Below are 21,072 nucleotides of genomic sequence, written 5' to 3'. Positions count from 1 at the left end.
AGTTCTGAGCCGGATGTCCATCCGGCGGTGATCCGTCCGACGCAGGAGTGAAGGCAGTACTCCAGCGGAAGGACCGGATCAATGACACCCACCGAGACCGCGGCCGTGACCATCAGCCGCCGGCAGTGGATCGGGCTGGCCGTGTTGTCGCTCGCCACGCTGCTCGTCTCACTGGACCTGTTCGTGATGCTACTGGCCGTACCGGCCGTGACCGAGGCCCTCGGCGCGACCGGCAGCGAGCAGCTGTGGATCTTGGACGTGTACGGGTTCATGGTGGCCGGGCTGATGATCACCATGGGGACCTTGGGCGACCGGATCGGCCGACGCCGGCTGCTGCTGGTCGCGGCAGCCGTCTTCGGTGTGGCCTCCGTCGTGGCGGCGTACTCCACGAGCCCCGGCATGCTGATCGGCGCCCGGGCGGTGCTCGGGATCGCGGGTGCGGCGATCGCGCCGTGCACGCTGTCGTTGATCTCCACGCTGTTCCCGGACGCACGGCAGCGGGCGATCGCGCTGGGCGTGTGGGCGGGCTGCTTCACCGTCGGTGCGGTCGTGGGTCCGATCGTCGGTGGGGTGCTGCTGGACCACTTCTGGTGGGGCTCGGCGTTCCTGATCGGCGTACCGGCGATGGCTGTGCTGCTGGCGGTCGGGCCGTTCCTGCTGCCGGAGTACCGCGACGAGAAGGCAGGCCGGATCGACGTACCGAGTGTGCTGCTGTCGCTGGCCGCGATCCTGCCGGCCATCCACGGGCTCAAGCAGCTGGCCTCGCACGGTGTGAGTACGACGTCCGTCGGCGGGCTGATCGTCGGCGGCGTGCTCGGCTGGGCCTTCGTACGGCGGCAGCGGCGGTTGGCCGACCCGTTGGTCGACGTACGCCTGTTCACCCGCCGGACGTTCACGGTGACGCTGGGCAGCATGATGACGTACTCGATGCTGTCGGGTGGCGTCATGGTCTTCGTCGCGCAGTACTTCCAGCTCGTGCAGGGGATGACCCCGCTGGCCGCGGGTGTCGCGCTGGTGCCCGGCATGGTCACGTCGACCGTCGCCTTCCAGTTGGCGCCGCGGTTGGCCCGCCGGATCCGTCCGGGCGTGCTGATCCCCGGCGGTATCGCCTTCACGATCGTCGGGATGGCGGTGATGACTCAGGCGACGTCTACCGCCGTACTGGTCGTCGCGTTCGCCGTGGAGTGTGTCGGTGCGGCGCCGCTGGTGACGCTCGGCACCAACCTGGTGATCGGCTCGGTGCCGCCGGAGAAGGCCGGCGCGGCTGGTGCGCTGACTCAGACGGGCAACGAGTTCGGGTACTCGCTCGGTATCGCGATCCTGGGCAGCGTGGTCACCGCGACGTACCGGAGCCAGATGGACGGCCAGGGCGGCAGCTCGCTCGGTGAGGCCGTCAGCGGTGCCGTGCCGGCCGACGTACTGGACGCAGCCCGCAACGCGTTCACCGACGGCTTCCACCTGGCCGCGGCGATCACAGCGGTGGCGCTGACCGTCATCAGCGTGCTGCTGGTCCGCACGCTGCGCGCTGAGCCGGCCTTAGGCGCGGCTGAAACCCGGTAGGAACTCGTCCAGGACGGAGCTGAACGGAGCCTCGGCCTCGAGCTGGGAGAGTACGGCGACGCCGCCGATCCAGACCCGGTGGATGAGCAGGTACGACGGGGGCAGGTTCAGCTTCAGCGCCAGCGAGGCGTTCGGGCTGCGGAAGTCGCTGGTCCGGTTCGCCTGCGCGCGCATCCAGGCGCGGCTGAACTGGAACGTCTCGACCCGGGCCGGCTCCGCGAACGGCGCCAGGTAGTCCATCAGCTGATCCGGGTCGATGTCCATCCGCGGCTTGATGAACCCCTCGGCCCGCAGCCCGTCGCGGACCGCGACGCCGTCACCCTTGAGCGAGATGGTGAGCAGCCGTCCGATCGCAGGCGGCAGGCCGTCCGGCAGCCGGGCGCACAGCCCGAAGTCGACCACGCCGAGGCGGCCGTCGGCCATCACCCGGAAGTTCCCGGGATGCGGGTCGGAGTGCAGCAGCCCGGCGTACTTCGGCCCGCTGAACATGAACCGGACGTACTTCAGGCCGATCTCGTCCCGCTCCTGCTTGGTGCCGCCGGTGATGATCGACGACAGCGGCCGGCCCTCGATCCATTCCGAGACGATGACGGCCGGGGAGTGCTTGATGACCCGGGGGACGACGAACTCCGGATGGTCCTTGAAGGCGTCGGCGTACTGCTGCTGTGCCTGCGCCTCACGGTCGTAGTCGAGCTCCTCGCCGATCCGCTCCTGCAACTCGGCGACCAGCGGCTTCATGTCCAGCCCGGGGACCAGGCTGCCGAAGGTGCGGGCGAACCGGCCGAGCTGGCGCAGATCCGCACGCAGCGCCTCGGCGGCGCCCGGGTACTGCAGTTTGACCGCGACCTCACGGCCGTCCTTCAGCGTGCCGCGGTGCACCTGGCCGATCGACGCGGCGGCCGCGGGCAGGTCGTCGAACTCGTCGAACCGGTCCCGCCAGCGCTTGCCCAGCTCCCGCGACAGGATCGTGTGCACGGTCGAGGCCGGCATCGGCGGGGCGGAGTCCTGCAGCTTGGTCAGGGTTGCCCGGTACGGCGCCGCGAGCTCCTCGGGCATCGCGGACTCCATCAGGCTCAGCATCTGCCCGAACTTCATCGCGCCGCCCTTGAGCTCACCGAGTACGGCGAACAACTGGTCGGCGGTCCGGCGCTGGAACTCCGCGATCACGGTCTCGGCCGGCGCACCGCCGATCCGCTTGCCGAGCCCGACGGTCGCCCGGCCGGCGGCACCGAGCGGCAGGCTGGCAAGTTTCGCGGTCCGGCTCAGCGCCTTGCGAGGGAGGTCCGACACCCTCCCATTCTGTCGGGTCGCCCAAGCCCGCCCCCCGGCCGGGTCACCGGCACGTCGTGCGGGGTGGGAACGACGGAGGGGCGGTGCCGGACCGTGGTGGGTCCGGCACCGCCCCTACGACTTGGTGCGTCAGGCCTTGCCGAGGATCCGGTTCAGGTTCGTACCGCACTCGGGGCACTTGGCCTTGGCCATGCGCGTGCCCTTGTCGTTGACCTTGACCTCGCCGTCGGCGGTGCGCTTGGCCTTGCACTTGACGCAGTAGAACTCGCCGCTCCAGGTCTCTGCCATGAGGGCCCTCTCCTTGCTCTGAATACCAGCCCGGGGTTCCCACCCCAGGCAGTCGTGGATGCTAACGGCAGACCGTCCTGCCGTAGGCCGTTCGGCCCAGTCGGGATTCACCCTACGGCAGCCAGGCGCACGCTCAAGCGCACCTCCCGGCCCGCGCGCCGCTGGGATCACCCGAGGAAAGCCCTTGCCGAACGGTTCGGCCGGACGGAACAGGCTCCCGGTGATCCGCCTCCGGAACCGCTCGGCTTCCCCTCCGAGCGGCCCCGGAAGCGGTCCGGGAGCCTGTTGCCCATGACGCTAGGAGGCGGCGGCGCCACAGGCAAGAGCAGGTTGTCCACGCCTGTGGATAACCCTGTGGGCAACCTGTGGGACGCGCCGCCGGCCACTGTGGACGGGCGGGGGAACAGGGTGTGAACAACCGGAATCCTCGGGCCCAAGATCTGGCGTCTGACCTGCGGAAACGCCGATGCACAGGATGTGGACGGAAGAAAGTTGTCGGATTCGGGGGGTACATTTTTGAGCCATGGCCGACTCCCCACCGCGCCCGATCCCGCCGTACGTGGACATCCGTCGCAGCAAGCGGCGCAAGCGGACCGTCAGCGCCTACCGGGACGGTGAGCGGGTGGTCGTGCTGATGCCCGACCGGCTGTCCGCCACCGAGGAGGCGCGCTGGGTCGAGACCATGCTGGCGCGGCTCGAGAAGCAGCGCAGCCGATCTCGCGTGTCGGACGAAAAATTGTTGGCCAGAGCACACGAACTCGCGTGTCGTCATCTCCCAGAAGTGCCCGAACCTGCGTCGGTCAGGTGGGTTTCGAACCAAAACAGACGGTGGGGGTCCTGCACTCCGGCGGACCGGTCGATCCGGCTGTCCACCCGGCTGCAGGCAATGCCGGGGTGGGTTGTGGACTACGTGCTCGTCCACGAACTGGCCCACCTGATCGAGCCGGCCCACAACGCCGCCTTCTGGGCCCTGGTCCACCGCTACCCCAAGGCCGAACGCGCCGAAGGCTACCTGGAAGGCATCTCCGCCGCCTCCTCCCTCAACCTCGAAGACTTCTAACCCCACCCGCTCCCCACACCCACCTGCTCACCCTCCGACATCCACCCGGGCCGGGTGAGGAAAGCCGCAGGGGAGGGGTGGGGTTTGCTTCAGGGTGAACTCGGTGGCTTCCTGCATGGTGGCGACCACCCCGCTGCAACCAGGCTTTGAGCCGTAGCCAGCGCCGCGCCAGGCAGCGCTGGGTGGGGCGCCGGAGGGGGCGCAGAGGGGTAGGGAATATGTCCAGGGGACAGATCACGGTCCGGGCGGCGCGCTGGAGTGCCACCCATCCGTGGCGGGCGATCGCGATGTGGGTGGTCGTCGTGATCGCCTGCTTCGCGGTCGGCTCGATGACCAGCACCAAGGAGTCCGACGGCGACGGGGACATCGGTGAGGTGACCCGGGCGGACACCATCGTCAAGTCCGGCAACTTCGACGACCCGGACGTGGAGAGCGTGCTGATCACGTCGCCGTCCGGGACGCTCGACCAGGCCGAAGCGGCCAAGGCGGCCGGCGTGGTGATCGAGCGGATGCGCGCCCTCGGTGGGGTCGCGGAGGTCGCTCAGCCGATGCCGTCGCCGAACAAGGACGCCCTGATCGTCAGGGTCACCCTGAAGGACGGCACCGATGACGGCACCGATGACAACCGCGTACAGCCGCTGCTCGACACCACGGCCCAGGTCCAGCAGCAGTATCCGAACCTCCGGATCGAGGAGGTCGGCGGCCTGTCCATCGGCAAGGCTCTGGACGAGACCCTCGGCAAGGACTTCAAACGTGCGGAGATGTTCAGCCTGCCGGTGACGCTGGCGATCCTGCTGATCGCGTTCGGCGCACTCATCGCGGCGTCCGTCCCGCTGCTGCTCGCGCTGTCCGCGGTCGCCGCCGCGATCGGCCTGTCCGCCGCGGCCTCGCAGCTGGTTCCCGCCGTCGACGCGGTGAACAGCGTCATCCTGCTGATCGGTATGGCGGTCGGCGTCGACTACTCGCTGTTCTACCTGCGCCGCGAACGGGAGGAACGCGCCAAGGGCCGCGGCCACGTCGACGCGGTCGAGATCGCCGCGGCCACCTCCGGCCACGCCGTCGTCGTGTCCGGTACGGCGGTGATCACCTCGATGGCCGGGTTGTTCCTGGCCCGCGACGCGGTGTTCTCGTCCTTCGCCGTCGGCTCGATCCTGGTCGTCGCGGTCGCCGTCGTCGGCTCGCTGACCGTGTTGCCCGCCGTACTGGCGAAGCTCGGCCGCTGGGTCGACCGCCCGCGGATCCCGCTGATCTGGCGGCTGACCGCGAGCAAGGAGAACCCGCGGTTCTGGCCCGCCCTGCTGAAGCCGGCGCTCAAGCACCCGGTCGCGACGCTCCTAGTTTCCGTCACCGCGCTGCTGGCCGTGGCTTCGCCGGCGTTGGGGATGACCCTCAAGTTCCCCGGCACTGAGGACCTGCCGCGTGACACCGCGGTGATGAAGGCGTACGACCGGCTGACCGCGGCCTTCCCGAGCACCGGCACCAGCCACGAGGTCGCCGTACGGGCTCCGGCCGACCAGCAGCCGACCGTGAAGGCCGCTCTGGCCGAACTGAACAGGCTCACCCAGAGTGACAAGCTGTACGCGCAGGACGGGCTCGAGGAGCCGCGGGTCTCCAAGGACGGCACCGTCACCGTGATGGAGGTGGCGACGCCGTACGAAGGTGGCAGCCAGGAGGCGCGCGACTCGCTGACCAAGCTGCGCAAGGAACTGATGCCGCAGACCGTCGGCACGGTGCCGGGGGTCGAGTACGCCGTCGGTGGCTTCGTGGCCGCGGACGTCGACTACGCCGCCCACACGAAGTCGAAGCTGCCGCTGGTGATCGGGTTCGTGCTGCTGCTGACGATGATCGTGATGATGGTGACGTTCCGGTCCGTGGTGGTCGCGCTCACCGCGATCTTCCTGAACCTGCTGAGTGCGGGAGCGGCGTACGGCGTGGTGACCGCGGTGTTCCAGAACACCTGGGCAGAAGGCATCCTCGACTTCCGCTCGAACGGCTCGGTGGTCTCGTGGCTGCCGCTGTTCCTCTTCGTGGTGCTGTTCGGACTGTCGATGGACTACCACGTGTTCGTCGTCAGCCGGATCCGCGAGGCGGTGCTCCGCGGCGTGCCGACCAAGCAGGCCGTTGCCGAAGGCATCACCGGCTCCGCGGGTGTGGTGACCAGCGCGGCCGCCGTGATGATCGGTGTCTTCGCGGTCTTCGCGACGCTCAGCACGCTGGACATGAAGCAGTTGGGGGTCGGCCTGGCGGTCGCGATCCTGATCGACGCGACGATCATCCGGGCGGTCGTCCTGCCGAGCATCATGACCCTGCTGGGCAACGCGAACTGGTGGGCACCGAAGTGGCTCCGCGGCCGCCCCGCCAAGCACGCGGCCCCCGTCGCCCCGGCCGAGCAGGACCGCGAACTCACCCCAGTCGGCTGACAACTCAAACCCACAGCGAGCGCCCCACATCGAAGTGGGGCGCTCGCAGTGGTCTCTGGGTCAGCCGTGTCGGCGGGCTCGGTGGGTGGCGGCTTTGACGCGGCTTTGGCATTGGGGGGAGCAGAAGCGGCGTTGGGCGTTGCGGGAGACGTCGACGAAGACGCGGTCGCACTGCGGTGCGGCGCAGACGCCTAGCCGGCCGGCGAGGTCGCTGCCGAGTGCGACGGCGAGACCGGCCGCGCAGCCGGCGGCCCAGCCGTTGACGAGTTCGTCGTTCGGTCCGTGGAAGTGCAGACTCCACGGGCGGTCCTTGCCGCGATCGAGCTGAGGACGCGCGTTGGTGTCGAGCAGCAGTGCGTTGACCTCCGTCGCGGCCCGGTCGAGGTCGCCCTCCTGAGTCGCCTCGAAGACGATCCGCATCCGGCCGGCCAGCTCCGCGAGCCGTCTCGCGTCGTCCCGGCGTACGGCGGGTTGCGGGTGCCCGATCGCGGCCAGCGCCTCCGCGACCGCCTGGGACTCGTCGGCCGGCGCAGCGAAGGGCGCGCCACCGGCGTACCCGGGCGTCAGCCGGTTCACATATTCCACGGCAGCAGCCAGCACGCTGCGCGTGTGACTATCAAAAGACACTTGACCAGTCACGGGCTCTCTCCGTACAGTCGACCTCGCGTGACTAACCATACCTCTTTAGACAGTCACGCTAGAGGAGGTCGCCATGAGCGCCGCAGTGCCGGTCCGGACGAACTCAGGTCGTCCGTGGAGTGGAGTCTCGGCGGTGGTGTGGGTGCTGGTGGTGGCCCGCGCCGTGAATCGGATCGGGGCGTTCACGTTGCCCTTCCTCGGCGTCGTGCTGACCGTGGAGTTCGGGGCGTCGTTGAGCCAGACCGGGCTGATCCTGGCCCTGTTCGGCGTCGCCACGATCCCGTCTCGGCTGCTCGGCGGCCATCTGGCCGACCGATTCGGCCGGCGTCGCACGATCGTGCTCGGCCTGTCCGGCTGCGCAGTTGCGCAGACCTGGATCGCCGCGTCGAGCCAGCTGTGGTCGGCCGTGCTCGCGACCTTGCTCCTCGGCTTCGTCTTCGAGATCTACGAACCGCCGAGCCAGGCAACGATCGCCGACGTCACCGAGCCGGCCGACCGCCCAGCGGCGTACGGGCTGCTCAGCGCGGCGATGGCGGCCGCCGGCGTACTGGCCGGCCTCCTCGCGGCCGCCCTCAGCCACTGGGATCTGCGCTGGCTGTTCGTTGCCGACGCCGTCACCTGCCTGGCGTGCGCCGTCCTCGTCGCCCGCGCGCTGCCGGCCGATGCGCTCACCAAGACAACGCGACGCGAGGCGAAGGTCGCGGTATGGCGGGACCGCCGCCTCCTGCTCCTGCTCGCCAGCGGCACGGTCTTCGCGACGCTCTACATGCAACTGCTGATCGGACTACCGCTCACCCTGCTCGAGCAAGGGCTGCCGAAGTCAGGCACCGGTTTCATCCTCGCCGTGTCCGCGCTGACCATGATCCTCGCTCAGCGCCTGCTCAGACTTCAGCGTCTGGACGACTTCCGCGCCATCTCGATCGGCTATCTGCTGCTCAGCGTCGGCCTCGTCATCAGCGCGTTCGCGCACAGCCTGCCTGTCTTCCTGATCGCCACAGTGCTGTGGAGCCTCGGCGAACTCTTCCTCCTGACCCGCTACCTCACTCGGGCCTCGGGGCTCGCGCCCGATCACGCACGCGGCCGCTACCTGGCGGTCTTCGGCCTCAGCTGGGGCATCGCGACGGCAATCGCGCCGCTGACGGTGACCTGGCTGCTCGAATCGTTCGGCCCCGCGGGTCTGTGGCTCACCAGTGCCGTAGTGGCCGTCGTACTGGCCGCACTGCAACCGTGGCTCAGGTCGAGACTGGCTCTAGCCTGACCGTGAGGCCCTTGGCGACCGGCGTGTTGCTCCCCTTGGCCACGTCGTCGGCGGACATGAGCACGTTGGTCTCCGGGTAGTACGCCGCCACACAGCCGCGTGCGGTCGGGAACGAAACCAACCGGAACCCGGAGGCCCGTCGCTCGACACCCGCGAACTCGCTCACGATGTCGACGTACTCGCCGTCCTTCAACCCCAGCTCGGCCAGGTCGTCCGGATTCACGAAGACCACTTCGCGCGTCCCGTGCACGCCGCGGTACCGGTCCTCCAGTCCGTAGATCGTGGTGTTGAACTGGTCGTGGCTGCGCATGGTCTGCAGCAACAGCCGGCCCGGCTCGGTCGGCAGCCAACTCAGGTCGTTCGCGGTGAACTGAGCCTTCGCGTCGGAGGTCTTGAACTCCCGCCGATCCCGGGCCGCGTGCGCCAGCAGGAAGCCGCCCTCGTTGGCCCGCAGCCGGTCCTCGAAGTCCTCGTACCCGTCGCACACCCGGCCGATCCGTTGCCGGATCAGGCTGTAGTCCTCGGCGAAGTCCGCCCACGGAATCTCGCCGACATCGGGTACGACGGCCTGCGCCAGCCCGCAGATGATCCCGATCTCGGACTTCATCCCCGGCCCGGGCGGGATCAGGTTCCCCGTGGACAGATGGACCGCGCCCTGGGAGTCCTCGACCGTCACCGACTGCGGACCCGCCGCAGTGTGGTCGTGGTCGGTCCGCCCCAGGGTCGGCAGGATCAGCGCCTCGCGACCGGTGACGGTGTGCGAGCGATTCAGCTTGGTCGACACCTGCACGGTCAGGTCGCACTGCCGCAGCCCGCGATGGACGACCGCGGTGTCGGGGGTCGCGGACGCGAAGTTCCCGCCCATCGCGAAGAACACCCGGACCGTCCCGTCCCGCAGCCGCCGCACTGTCGCGGCCGCGTCGACGCCGTGCTCGCGCGGTGACGTGAACGCGAATTCGCGGTCGAGCCGATCCAGGAACGCGTCCGGCATCTTCTCCCAGATCCCCATGCTGCGGTCGCCCTGGACGTTCGAGTGACCGCGCACCGGGCACGGGCCGGCGCCGGGCTTGCCGATGTTGCCCTGCAGCAGCAGGACATTGGCGATCTCACTGATCGTCGCGACCGCCTCGCGGTGCTGGGTCAGGCCCATCGCCCAGCAGATCACCGTCGCCTTGGAGTCGACGAACCGCTGCGCGAACTCCTCGATCTCCGGACGGCGCAGCCCGGTAGCCAACTCGACGGCGGCCCAGTCGAGCTCGGCGTTGTGCTTCGCGTAGAGCTCGAAACCGCTGGTGTGCGACTCGATGAACGACTTGTCCAGCACGGTGCCCGGGTTCGCCGCCTCGGCCTCGAGCAGAAGGTGGCCGACGGCAAGGAACAGGGCCTGGTCGCCGCCGATCCGGATCTGCAGGTGCTGGTCGGCCAGCGGCGTACCCTTGCCGACCCAGCCGCTGGGGCGTTGCGGGTTCTTGAAGTTCATCAAACCCGGCTCGGGCAGCGGGTTGACCGAGACGATGCCGGCGCCGTTGCGCTTGGCGATCTCCAGGTGGCTGAGCATCCGGGGCGCGTTGGTGCCCGGGTTCTGGCCGACGACCACGATCAACTCGGCCTGTTCCAGCATTTCCAGGGTGACCGCGCCCTTGCCGCTGCCGATCACCCGGGACAGCGCCGTACCGGAGGACTCGTGGCACATGTTCGAGCAGTCGGGCAGGTTGTTCGTGCCGTAGGCGCGGACGAAGAGCTGGTAGAGGAACGCGGCCTCGTTGCTGGTCCGGCCGGAGGTGTAGAAGACGGCATCGTTCGGGTCGTCGAGCGCCTTCAGGTGCCGGGCGACGACCTGGAACGCCTCGTCCCAGCCGACCGGCTCGTAGTGCGTCGCGCCGGGCCGGAGCAGCAGCGGCTCGGTGAGCCGGCCGAGTTTGCCGAGCTCGTACTCCGAGATCTGGTTCAGCTGGTCGATCGAATGCGTCGCGAAGAAGTCGCGCGGCACCCGCTTGCGGGTCGCCTCCCAGGCGACCGCCTTGGCGCCGTTCTCGCAGAACTCGGCGGCGTGTTTGCGTTTGTGGTCGGGATCCGGCCAGGCGCACGACGGGCAGTCGAAACCGCCGTCCTGGTTCATCTTCAGGAACACCTTGCCGGTCCGGACCGGCCCCATCTCGCGGAGACCGAACTTGAACGACGAGAGCACCGCGGGCACACCGGCGGCCTTCTTCTTCGGCTGTTCGATGTCGACCATGTTTCCACCATAAGGTCCGGCTATCAGCCGCGGCGGTTTCGATAGCCGACAGGACCGCCGTCCTCCCGCGCGGCCGGTTGCGGACAGATTCCTCGACAGCGTCCGCACGCCGTTCTACGGTTGTTCGGAAAGCGCTTGCCATCTTCGTTTCGCCGAGCCAGGGATCCGCCATGTCCATCTCCCGCAGGCGACGCCTCGCCGCCGTTGTTCTCGCCACCGTGACAGCTCTGACCGGTACGACGTCCGCGTCCGCGGAACCCGCGGGGAGCGTCCACGCCGGACCACGACTCGAACGTCTCGACCGCGGCCTGATCGCGACGACCACGACCGAGGGGGTGTTGCTCAGTTGGCGGCTGCTCGGTCGTGAGGCCACCGGTGCGGGCGACCAAGGGCTGATCGGTGCGGACTTCAACGTCTATCGCGACGGCCGGCGCATCGCGACCGTCACTGACAGCACCAACTACCTGGACAGGTCGGGCTCCCAGAACTCGCACTACCGCGTCGTCTCGGTGGTCAACGGCCGTGAGGTCCACCGCAGCGCGTCGGTCTCGCCCTGGGCCGCCGGGTACACGGAACTGCCTCTTCGCAAGCCTGCCGACGGCGTGACGCCGAAGGGTGAGGCCTACACGTACTCGGCCAACGACATGAGCGTCGGCGACGTGGACGGCGACGGGCAGTACGAGTACGTCGTCCTGTGGAATCCGTCGAACGCCAAGGACGTGTCCCAGGTCGGCTACACCGGCAACGTGTACGTCGACACCTACGAGACCGACGGCACGCTGCTCTACCGTCTCGACCTCGGTGTGAACATCCGGGCCGGCGCGCACTACACCCAGTTCCTCGTGTACGACTTCGACGGCGACGGCCGCTCCGAGACGATGCTGAAGACGGCGCCTGGCACCAAGGTGATCACCTACGACCGTGCCGGGCAGGTGAAGTCCGAGCGCTACATCACCATGCCCGCGGCGGACCGGCGCGCCGGTTACTCGCACCAGGACGACTACCGGGTCAGCTCGGCCGACTACTACGACCACCTGGTCGACCTGTTCCAGCGATGGGACCGGCAACCCGAGGTGGTCGCGGGCCAGTGGCCGGCGACCCTCGAGGCGGCCTTCGGCATCGAGCAGCGGTACGAGTACCCGCTGTCCCGTGCGGACGCGTCCGCACTCGTGGACTACTTCATGGACGTCTACGCACCGAGCCGTAGCGCCCGGAACCAGTTGCGCGCCTTCGAGGGCTTCATCCTGAGCGGACCGGAGTACCTCACGGTGTTCGAGGGTCACAGCGGTCGGGAACTCCAGACTGTTCGTTACCAGCCGGGCCGGACCGATGACGGGCTCCGGTGGGGTGACTACGCCATGGCTCGGATCGAGCCCGGTAACCGGGTCGATCGCTTCCTGGCCGGTGTTGCCTACCTCGACGGTTCCCGCCCGTCCGCGGTCTTCGCCCGCGGCTACTACACCCGTACGACGCTGGCGGCGTACGACTGGGACGGCCGGCGCATCACCACGCGGTGGTTCGTGGACAGCGGATGGACGCCGATGACGAACCCGTTCAACGACAGTCCGCACGGCCGTGACGGCACCGACCCTGAGTACGGGTCCATCACGACCCAGGGCTTCCACTCGCTCAGTGCCTCCGACGTGGACGGCGACGGCAAGCAGGAGATCGTCTACGGCTCGGCGACCATCGACGACGACGGCAGCGTGCTCTACAGCTCCACTGACGTCCTGCCGCCGGGCAGTGCCAGCCCAGGTGCGATAGCTCGGCTCGGGCACGGCGACGCCATGCATGTGACCGACATCGACCCGCAGCGGCCCGGCCTCGAGATCTTCACTGTGCACGAGGGTGCCGCGTTCGCGCCGTACGGCTATGCGTTGAGGGACGCGAAGACCGGTCAGGTCATCTATGGCGAGTACTCCGGCCGCGACACCGGGCGTGGCATGGTCGGGGACATCCTGCCGAGCGAGCCCGGCCTGGAGACGTGGGCGACGCGACTGCGTTCGGCGGACGGTGACGCGCTCGGTACGGCGCAACCGGGGACGAACCAGAGCATCCGGTGGGCGGCCGACATGACCACGCAGATCGTCGACGGAGCCGGGGCCGTCACGCCGACGGTCAAGGACTGGCGGCGCGGCACGCTTCTCACAGCCACCGGGACCCTGACCAACAACGGGACCAAGGGCAATCCGTCCCTGGTCGCGGATGTGCTCGGCGACTGGCGCGAGGAGTTGTTGCTGCGTACGGCCGACAGCACGGCCATCCGCATCTACGTCAGCACGGAGGTGACCGACCGCAAGATGTACACGCTCATGCACGACCCGCAGTACCGGGTGGAGGTCGCCAGGCAGAACACGTCGTACAACCAGCCGTCGTACCCCGGCTTCTACCTCGCCTCGGACACGGACTGGTCGAAGATTCCACTCCCGGGCCGCCGGGGGTGACTACGGCGGTGCCCGGTGGGTACCGCCAGGTGGTGAACAGCACCCCGGATCCTGGGCCCGACCCGCGCGTGCAGGGGCAGGACGAGTCGGTCAACGCGCCGCACCGTGACGAGGACCCGCCGCGGCGGGAGATCTCGTCCTACGTCTGGCTGATCGTGATCGGTGTGGTCTCGCTGTTGTTCGTCGCCCTGTTCCTCGCCTACGCGGTGATCGTCGCCCGGTAGTCCTGCCACACACTGGAGACCCGGCACTTGTGTGGTGCCATCCCATAGCTGGGGTACGGCTGGATTCCTAGAGTTCCCGGCATGGCTACCCCACGTCGTGCCCTTGTCACCGGAGCTGCGTCCGGTATCGGAGCCGCGTGTGCCCGGCGGCTGGCGGCCGACGGCGTACAGGTCGTCGCGGTCGACTACGACGCCGCGGGACTCGAGTCACTCGAGGGCGTGGAGACGGTCGTGGCCGACCTGGCCGATCTTGACCGCCTCGCGGACCTGCCGGCAGATGTGGACATCCTGGTGAACAACGCTGGGGTCCAGCAGGTTGCTCCGGTCGAGCAGTTCCCGCCGGAGCGGTTCAGCTACATCCTGCGGCTCATGCTCGAGTCGCCGTTCCGGCTGATCCGTCAGACCCTTCCGCACATGTACGGCGCCGGCTGGGGCCGGGTCATCAACATCAGCTCGGTCCACGGACTGCGGGCCAGCCCCTTCAAGGCGGCGTACGTCGCTGCCAAGCACGGGCTGGAGGGGCTCAGCAAGGTGGTCGCACTGGAGGGTGCGGCCCACGGGGTGACCAGCAACTGTGTGAACCCGGCGTACGTCCGTACGCCGCTCGTCACTGCCCAACTCGCGGATCAGGCGGCCACGCACGGCCTGACCGAGTCAGAGGTGCTGGAGAAGGTCATGCTCGAGCCGGTCGCGGTGAAGCGGCTGATCGAGCCTGACGAAGTGGCGGAGTTGGTCGCGATGCTGTGCGGCCCCGCCTCCGCCTCCATCACGGGGAGCTCGTTCGTACTCGACGGCGGCTGGACCGCCCACTAGCTCAGGAGAGCCCGTCATGACAGCAACACAACCGGTCCACACCCGTACGCCGATCGTCCGGGTGGTCGGCGCGAGTCTCGTCGGCACGACCGTCGAGTGGTACGACTTCTTCCTGTACGGCGTGGCCGCGTCGGTGGTGTTCGGCGACCTGTTCTTCCCCAAGGGGCAGGAGCTCACCGGCACCCTGCTGAGCTTCGCCACCTTCGCGGTCGGGTTCTTCGCCCGTCCGATCGGCGGTGTGGTGTTCGGTCACTTCGGTGACCGGCTCGGCCGCAAGAACCTGCTGGTGCTGTCCCTGCTGATGATGGGCATCGCCACCTTCGCCATCGGCCTGTTGCCGACGTACGCGCAGGTCGGTGCGCTGGCTCCGATCCTGCTGACTGTACTGCGGCTCGTGCAGGGCTTCGCACTCGGTGGTGAGTGGGGTGGCGCCGTCCTGATCGTGTCGGAGCATGGTGATCCGGCACGGCGCGGCTTCTGGGCGTCCTGGCCGCAGGCTGGTGCTCCCGCGGGTCAGCTGCTCGCCAACGGCGTATTGGCCGGACTGGCCGCCTTCCAGTCGGACTCCGCCTTCAACTCATGGGGCTGGCGCATTCCGTTCCTGCTGTCCGCCGTACTGGTGCTGGTCGGCCTGTGGGTGCGGCTGCGGATCGAGGAGTCGCCGGTGTTCAAGGAGGCCCGGGCCAAGCAGGAACCGACGGACAAGCTCCCGCTGCTCGAGGTGATCACCCGCTACCCGCGGGAGGTGCTGACCGCGATGGGCGCGCGGATGGCGGAGAACGTCAGCTACTACATCTTCACCATCGTCATCGCGACGTACGCCAAGGAGCAGCTGGGCCTGGGCAAGTCCTTCGCGTTGAACGCCGTACTGATCGGTGCGGCCGTGCACTTCTGCGCCATCCCGCTGTGGGGTGCGCTGTCCGACCGGATCGGTCGGAAGCCGGTGTACCTGATCGGTGCATTCGGTGTCGGCGTGTGGGCCTTCGTCTTCGTCGCACTGGTGGACACGAAGAACTTCGTCCTCGCCACACTGGCTGTGACGGTCGGACTGGTGCTGCACGGTGCGATGTACGGACCGCAGGCATCGTTCTTCACCGAGCTGTTCGGCACCCGGGTGCGCTACTCCGGTGTGTCCGTGGGTTACCAGCTGGCCTCGATCATCGCGGGCGGTCTGGCGCCGTTCATCGCGGTCGCCCTGCTCAAGGCGTACGACTCCGGCTACGCGATCGCCATCTACGTCGCAGCCTGCGCAGCCATCTCCGTCATCGCGGTGACGTCGTACTCCGAGACCCGTCAGCGGGACCTGACCGCGGTGTAGCTGGCATCATCACGAGGATGAAGGAGCTTCTGCGGCTGCTGGCCGAGGATGCGCCAGGCAGCGAGCTGGCCCGGGCGGCGGGGGAGGACGCCGTCGCCCGGGACCTCGCCCTGCGGATCCGGGCCGGGATCGACGCCAGCAAGAAGCGTGAGGCGGAGCTGTCCGCCCTCGTCGACGTGGCGCGCGAACTCGCGTCGGCCCGCGACCCCGGCGGCGTACTCGACACCATCGTCCACCGGGCCCGGACTCTGATCGGCACCGACGTCTCCTACCTGACCCTGTACGACCCCGCCCGCGGCGACACCTACATGCGGGCGACCGACGGCTCGGTGTCCGCTGCCTTCCAGCAGCTGAGGCTCCCGCTCGGTGCCGGCCTCGGCGGTCTGGTCGCCGAGACGCACAAGCCGTACTGGACGGCCGACTACCCGTCCGACCGCCGCTTTCGGCACACCTCTCCGATCGACAACGCGGTCGGCGAGGAGGGCCTGGTCGCGATCCTCGGTACGCCGCTCATCGTCGACGGAGCGTTCGTCGGCGTACTGTTCGCCTCCAACCGGACGCGCCGGCCCTTCAGCCGCGAGGAGGTCTCGCTGCTCGGCTCGCTCGCTGCTCTAGCGGCGGTGACGATCGTGCAGGTACGAGCGGCCGCCGAGACCGCGGCCGCGCTCGACGAGCTCTCCAAGGCCCACGCCGGGACCGAACACGCGGCCGCCGCTCACGACCGCTTCGCCGACATCGTCCTGTCCGGTGGTGATGTGGACGCGGTCGCGGCGGCGCTGGCGGAACTCCTGGACGTCTGGGTCGTCCTGGTCGATGCCCTAGGCAACGAACTGGCCGTGGCCGGTTCACCTGACCGTGCCGCCGTACCGTGGCAGGAGTCCGAGTCGGGCCGGCTGACGCGCGTGGGGGATTGCTGGGTCGTTGCAGCCACCGCAAAGGGCGAGCGGCTCGGCGCACTGGTGATCGGCGGTGTCGACGACCTCTCCGGAGCTGACCAGCGCATCGTAGAGCGTGCGGCCGTTGTCACCGCTCTGGTGCTGCTCTTCCGTCGTCAAGCTGCTGAGCAGTCCCAACGTGCGCAGGCGGATCTCCTGTCCGACGTACTGAGTGGCAGCGCCGACCCGAGGACACTGACCGAGCGACTGCGTCTACTCGCGCCGAACCGTCGCCACGACCGCTTCGTCGTAGCCGTCTGCCGTGGCGACCACTCCGCCGTACGCGCCCGGCTCTCAGCACCGCTGGAGGACAAGCTGGTCCTGTCTGGTCCGTACGGCGGTGACCTCGTGCTCTTGATGAGCATGACCGACGCCCGGACTGCTGCACGCGAGTTGGCGGAGGTAGCCAAGCGCACCGGCGTCACCATCGGGGTCACCGGCCCAGCGCCGTGGGGTGACGCGGTAGTCGAGGCTCACCGCCAGGCGGCCCACCTGGTCACCACCATGCAGCGCTTAGGTCGGACCGGCGAGTCCGCCACACCGGACGACCTCGGTGTCGCCGGACTGATCGGCGCGGCAGAGGTCGACGTACGAGCCCACGTCCACCACGTCCTGGGCGCCGTACTCGACTACGACGCCCAACGCGGCACCGACCTGATCGGCACACTCCGCGCCTACTTCGCCGCCGGCCAGAGCCCGACGAGAGCAGCCACCGCCCTCCACATCCACCCCAACACCGTCCAGCAACGGCTGGACCGCATCACCGCACTACTCGGCGACGGCTGGCAGTCACCAGACCGCGCTCTGGACATCCAGGTCGCCCTGCGCCTGCGGTCCGCCCTGGGCTGAACTCGTGACCTTTGCCCTCCGCCTGGGCCTGATCAAGCCTGACCACTGTCTGTTTCCGCTCACGGCAGCAGCACAAGCCTTCCGCGTACTCCGCCCTTCGCCAGTCGCTTGTACGCTGCCGCCGCGTCCTGCAATGGATAGGTATCGGCGACCCGGGCGGAAATCGCTCCTGTATCCGTCAACTGGACGAGCTCTGCTAGTTCCGCACGGTTGGCGTGGACGAAGATCTGCTCGACGGTGATTCCACGCAGGTGTGGCGGCGTTGGGCCTGCCTGCACATGCGCGTGCCGCCCGCGATTCCTCACGGCCTCCTGAGCCCCGACCCCGAGCACTGCCGCATCCACCAAACCGTCCGCGCCCGCTGGGGCGATCCTGTGCGCGGCCGCCGTCAGGTCGTCCGACCGCGACACGAAGTAGTCGGCGCCAAGTCGCCGTACCAGATCCGCGTCCTCCGGGGCGGCGCTGGCGATCACCGTCAAGCCCGCGTGCTTGGCGAGCTCGACCGTATAGCCCCCCACGCCGCCGGCTGCGCCTGTCACCAAGACACTCTGTCCGGGGCTGAGTCGCAGTGCCTTGAGCGCTTGTAGTGCTGTCAGTGCGTTGAGGGCGATGGTGGATGCCTGGATCAGGTCGAGGTTCCGTGGCGCCGGTGTGACCGCGTCTTCATTGAGTACGACGTACTCCGCATGCGTCTTGAGGGGTCGCCCGAGCAGATCCGCCAGGCCGATCACCGGCGTACCCGGCGCCAGGTCGACGTCCGGGCCGATGGCGTCGATGGTGCCGGCGACGTCCCAGCCCAGGCGGAACGGGTTGCGTGCCGACGTCACGCCGTACTGCACCACCGTGCCGTTGCTGACCGCGACGTCGACGGGGTTGACTGCGGCCGCGGCGACCTTGATGCGAACCTGCCCTGCCGCCGGTTCGGGGATCGGGGTCTCGATCACCTCGAGAGCGTCCGGCCCGTCGAGCCGCCGAGCCACAAGTGCGCGCATATCGTTTTCTCTCCTTCACAGTGTGGTTGGTGACACCACTGTCGGAGAGTTACTCTCTGCTGGGAAGTACGCACTTCGAAGTACGTATCGCACGGAGAGGAGAGCCATGCCGACGCGTACCGTCGCTCAACGCCGGGAGGAAGCCGCCCGCGAGTATGACGCCTTCCTGGCGTCCTGCCCGGCCCGGCAACTGCTCGACCGGATCAGCGACAAGTGGGTGACACTGATCATCAGCGCGCTCGCCGACGGCCCGCAGCGGTACTCCGATCTGTCTCGCCGCATTGCAGGTGTCAGCCAGAAGATGCTCACCCAGACCCTCCGTTCCCTCGAACGCGACGGCCTTCTGGTCCGGTCGGTGACTCCGTCCGTCCCTGTCCGCGTCGACTACGAACTGACTCCGCTCGGCCAGACCCTGCTGCCGCTCATCGCCTCCATCAAGGGCTGGGCGGAGACCCACATGCCGGAGGTCGCCGCGGCCCGCTCCCAGTACGACGAAGTGAGCGCGTCAGCGTGACCGATCGACGAGTAGTGGTACTGGTCGTGCCGGCCGTCGGCAGTTGGGCCCCGCCCGGCCGGGACCCTGAGGCGTGGCGTCTGGCGCTGGCCGAGGACACCTACGAAGTGCTGGCCGGGCTGGACCGCGTCGACGTCGCCGTAGCTGTTGCGGGTGGCGATGACGCGGCTGTGGCGGAGGTGGGTGCTCTCACTTGGCCGGGCACACCTGTGTACGCCGTTGACACCGCGAAGCCGGTCCTCGACGCCGTAGCCCTTGCCGGGCCGGCTGCCGCGGTGGTGGCAGTCAGTCACGACGTACCCGACCTGCCCGGTCTGCTCATCGGCAAGCTCTTCCGCGCGCTGAGCACTGCCGACATTGCGGTCACCCCGGCCGAGGACGGCACGCTGGCCGCGATCGGCGTCAACGTCCCCACCGCCGACTGGGTCACCTCCGTCGCACCGACGTTCGACACCCCACTGGCTGAACTCGAGTCCTCCAAACCTCGCCGCCACGCCGTCGCCATCGGCCCCGGCTGGCACCGTCTGCAATCACCCGCTGACCTATCGCGACTGGACCCCGGCCTCGAAGGCTGGGACGCCACCAGATCCATCCTCCGCCACCCCTGACCCGTCACCTTCCCCCAACCTCCCTCGTTAACCAACCAGCAAGGTGTCGATGCCGTTCAGGGGCGGCACCCGACACCACGGCCCCGCCGTCGAACTGAGGCTTGCCCAACGTGCCGCGTGCTACAGCGATCACCCGCTTGGGCGCGGCAGGCCAAATAGTCACGGGGCGACGGGAAGTACAGGCGAACGGGGATCACGGGGAATCGCACCGCCACGGTGCCTGCAGACACAGGGACCGACGGGGTTCGCGGTGCAGCTGGAATACGGGGACGCAGGACCAAAGCTGTCCACGGGGAACTGCAGCATGACGGGACCGCGCCGCCACGGGGATGCGAGCGGGGGGGATCGACGGGGCGGCGCGGTGCAGTGGGGCTACGGGAACGCAGTACCAGAGCTGTCGACGGGAAACTGCAGTATGACGGGCGATCCCAACCGCCACGAGGATGCGAACGGGGGGACCGACGGGGTTTGCGGTGCAGTTGGGCTACGGGGACGCAGTACCAGAGCTGTCCACGGGGACCTGCACTGGCACGGGGGATTGCAGTACGAGCCGAACCGCAGTACGACGGGGGACCGCAGTACTAGCCGGACCGCAGTACGACGGGGGATCGCAACCGCCACGGGGACATGCAACACGCGGACAGGCGCGGATGCCGAGTCCGATGGCCAGGTGGGTCTTGCCGGTGCCGGGCGGGCCGAGGAACACTATGTTCTCCTTCGCGGTGACGAAGTCGAGGGTGCCGAGAAGCGCGATCAGGTCACGGGCCAGGCCGCGGGCGTAGTCGAAGTCGAACTCCTCCAGGCTTTTGCGGGCGGGGGAACCTGGCTGATCTGATCCGGCCTTCGCCGCCGTGGGCGTCGCGGGCGGCGACCTCGCGTTGCAGGCAGGCGACCAGATACTCCTCATGCGTCCAGGACTTCGCGCGCGCTCGTTCGGCCAGCCGGTCGACCGAATCGCGCAGGGTAGGTGCCTTCAACGCCCGGGTCAGGTAGGCGATCTCGGCGGTCAGGTCCTTGACCGGTGTGGCTTTGGTTCGGGTCGGCATCACATCACCTGCTGATTCAGCCCGAAGGCGTTGTCGTAGTCGGTCAGCGGCCGCTGTTCCACCTCGGTCGCGGCGGCCGGGGTGATGACGGTGAATCGGTCGTGTCGCAACGCGGCCGCGGCCTGGGCGCGGACGGTGTCGGTGATCGACTGGTGGTAGGCCCAGCAGCGGGGATGGTCGGCCACGACGGCGCCCTCGCACCAGACCCGCACCCGGTCCAGGTCGGCGACGATCTCGATCCGCCGGCCGACCGCGCCGGGGTGCACCGAGTAGTCGTTGGAGTCCACCCGGACGTAGTAGTCCCGCGGCAGCCGCTGCGACCTGCGTCACCCGGTCACCGGCACGACCGGGGGCAGGGTGAGCATCGCGGCCCGGTCCGCCTCGACCCGTTCGCCTGATGAGCAGCCCAGCACCCGCATCCGGCGGGCGTTCGCCTTCGGCAGCCAGCCGGCGAGCTGGGCGGCCTCCACCGGAACCTCTACGACAGAGAGGGCAACCTCAAGGGCAACGCTCGGTTCATTCCAGACGACGGGAGCGAGCCCGAGCCTCTTGTCGTCACTGAGACGGTCTACGTCCCC

16 protein-coding genes and 2 pseudogenes are annotated in these 21,072 nt (G+C 68.8%); 11 read left to right on the top strand and 7 right to left on the bottom strand.

Going from position 1 to position 21,072, the window contains the following annotated elements; translation table 11 throughout:
- The first annotated feature begins 81 nt into the window (after positions 1-81).
- Entirely contained in the window at positions 82-1,560 is a 1,479-nt protein-coding gene (locus tag ACYVOK_RS27040) for an MFS transporter (RefSeq protein WP_460665355.1), read from the top strand.
- On the opposite strand, the gene ACYVOK_RS27035 is transcribed toward ACYVOK_RS27040, so the two are convergent.
- Together ACYVOK_RS27035 and ACYVOK_RS27030 are read right to left on the bottom strand one after the other, a co-directional pair.
- Complete coding sequence (locus tag ACYVOK_RS27035; protein WP_460665354.1) at positions 1,537-2,850, bottom strand: ABC1 kinase family protein; 1,314 nt, start codon at positions 2,848-2,850, stop codon at positions 1,537-1,539. The genes ACYVOK_RS27040 and ACYVOK_RS27035 overlap by 24 nt on opposite strands.
- A 129-nt stretch (positions 2,851-2,979) precedes the next feature.
- A complete protein-coding gene (locus tag ACYVOK_RS27030; protein WP_012922897.1) occupies positions 2,980-3,138 on the bottom strand; it encodes a DUF5679 domain-containing protein in 159 nt (52 codons plus the stop codon).
- Between the two features lie 523 nt (positions 3,139-3,661).
- On the opposite strand from ACYVOK_RS27030, the gene ACYVOK_RS27025 reads away from it, so the two are divergent.
- Together ACYVOK_RS27025 and ACYVOK_RS27020 are read left to right on the top strand one after the other, a co-directional pair.
- Positions 3,662-4,198, top strand: coding sequence for a YgjP-like metallopeptidase domain-containing protein (locus ACYVOK_RS27025; protein WP_460665353.1), 537 nt, complete (start codon positions 3,662-3,664; stop codon positions 4,196-4,198).
- Positions 4,199-4,416: 218 nt separating this feature from the next.
- Entirely contained in the window at positions 4,417-6,618 is a 2,202-nt protein-coding gene (locus ACYVOK_RS27020; protein WP_460665352.1) for an MMPL family transporter, read from the top strand.
- 60 nt (positions 6,619-6,678) lie between these two features.
- Here the strand turns inward: ACYVOK_RS27020 and ACYVOK_RS27015 are convergent, their stop codons facing one another.
- Entirely contained in the window at positions 6,679-7,194 is a 516-nt protein-coding gene (locus ACYVOK_RS27015) for a CGNR zinc finger domain-containing protein (protein WP_460665351.1), read from the bottom strand.
- Positions 7,195-7,330: 136 nt separating this feature from the next.
- Here ACYVOK_RS27015 and ACYVOK_RS27010 point away from each other — a divergent pair, with 136 nt between their 5' ends.
- A complete protein-coding gene (locus ACYVOK_RS27010) occupies positions 7,331-8,515 on the top strand; it encodes an MFS transporter (RefSeq protein ID WP_460665350.1) in 1,185 nt (394 codons plus the stop codon).
- Here the strand turns inward: ACYVOK_RS27010 and ACYVOK_RS27005 are convergent.
- On the bottom strand, positions 8,490-10,751 hold the full coding sequence (locus ACYVOK_RS27005; protein WP_460665349.1) for an FdhF/YdeP family oxidoreductase: 2,262 nt from the start codon (positions 10,749-10,751) through the stop codon (positions 8,490-8,492). The genes ACYVOK_RS27010 and ACYVOK_RS27005 overlap by 26 nt on opposite strands.
- Before the next feature lie 170 nt (positions 10,752-10,921).
- Between ACYVOK_RS27005 and ACYVOK_RS27000 the strand changes: the two genes are divergently transcribed.
- From ACYVOK_RS27000 to ACYVOK_RS26980, 5 genes are all read left to right on the top strand, one after another.
- Entirely contained in the window at positions 10,922-13,195 is a 2,274-nt protein-coding gene (locus ACYVOK_RS27000; protein WP_460665348.1) for a rhamnogalacturonan lyase, read from the top strand.
- A gap of 32 nt (positions 13,196-13,227) precedes the next feature.
- Complete coding sequence (locus tag ACYVOK_RS26995) at positions 13,228-13,419, top strand: DUF6480 family protein (RefSeq protein ID WP_460665347.1); 192 nt, start codon at positions 13,228-13,230, stop codon at positions 13,417-13,419.
- Positions 13,420-13,500: 81 nt separating this feature from the next.
- On the top strand, positions 13,501-14,232 hold the full coding sequence (locus tag ACYVOK_RS26990) for a 3-hydroxybutyrate dehydrogenase (protein WP_460665346.1): 732 nt from the start codon (positions 13,501-13,503) through the stop codon (positions 14,230-14,232).
- 16 nt (positions 14,233-14,248) lie between these two features.
- Complete coding sequence (locus ACYVOK_RS26985; RefSeq protein WP_460665345.1) at positions 14,249-15,550, top strand: MFS transporter; 1,302 nt, start codon at positions 14,249-14,251, stop codon at positions 15,548-15,550.
- Between the two features lie 17 nt (positions 15,551-15,567).
- Entirely contained in the window at positions 15,568-17,334 is a 1,767-nt protein-coding gene (locus ACYVOK_RS26980; RefSeq protein WP_460665344.1) for a helix-turn-helix domain-containing protein, read from the top strand.
- Positions 17,335-17,393: 59 nt separating this feature from the next.
- Here the strand turns inward: ACYVOK_RS26980 and ACYVOK_RS26975 are convergent, their stop codons facing one another.
- Positions 17,394-18,326 (bottom strand): NADP-dependent oxidoreductase, encoded by a 933-nt coding sequence (locus ACYVOK_RS26975; RefSeq protein WP_460665343.1) that lies wholly within the window; start codon positions 18,324-18,326, stop codon positions 17,394-17,396.
- A gap of 106 nt (positions 18,327-18,432) precedes the next feature.
- On the opposite strand from ACYVOK_RS26975, the gene ACYVOK_RS26970 reads away from it, so the two are divergent.
- Both ACYVOK_RS26970 and ACYVOK_RS26965 read left to right on the top strand, forming a co-directional pair.
- Complete coding sequence (locus ACYVOK_RS26970) at positions 18,433-18,840, top strand: winged helix-turn-helix transcriptional regulator (protein WP_460665342.1); 408 nt, start codon at positions 18,433-18,435, stop codon at positions 18,838-18,840.
- A complete protein-coding gene (locus ACYVOK_RS26965; RefSeq protein WP_460665341.1) occupies positions 18,837-19,448 on the top strand; it encodes a DUF2064 domain-containing protein in 612 nt (203 codons plus the stop codon). The genes ACYVOK_RS26970 and ACYVOK_RS26965 overlap by 4 nt, the downstream gene beginning before the upstream one ends.
- A 640-nt stretch (positions 19,449-20,088) precedes the next feature.
- Here the strand turns inward: ACYVOK_RS26965 and ACYVOK_RS26960 are convergent.
- Positions 20,089-20,494 (bottom strand): annotated as a pseudogene (locus ACYVOK_RS26960) (ATP-binding protein); the annotation flags it as partial.
- Positions 20,494-20,952, bottom strand: a pseudogene (locus ACYVOK_RS26955) (Mu transposase domain-containing protein); the annotation flags it as partial. The pseudogenes ACYVOK_RS26955 and ACYVOK_RS26960, both read right to left, overlap by 1 nt.
- Between the last annotated feature and the right edge of the window lie 120 nt (positions 20,953-21,072).

This window comes from Kribbella swartbergensis (assembly GCF_054784135.1).
This window is presented reverse-complemented; position numbering and strand designations above follow the sequence as displayed.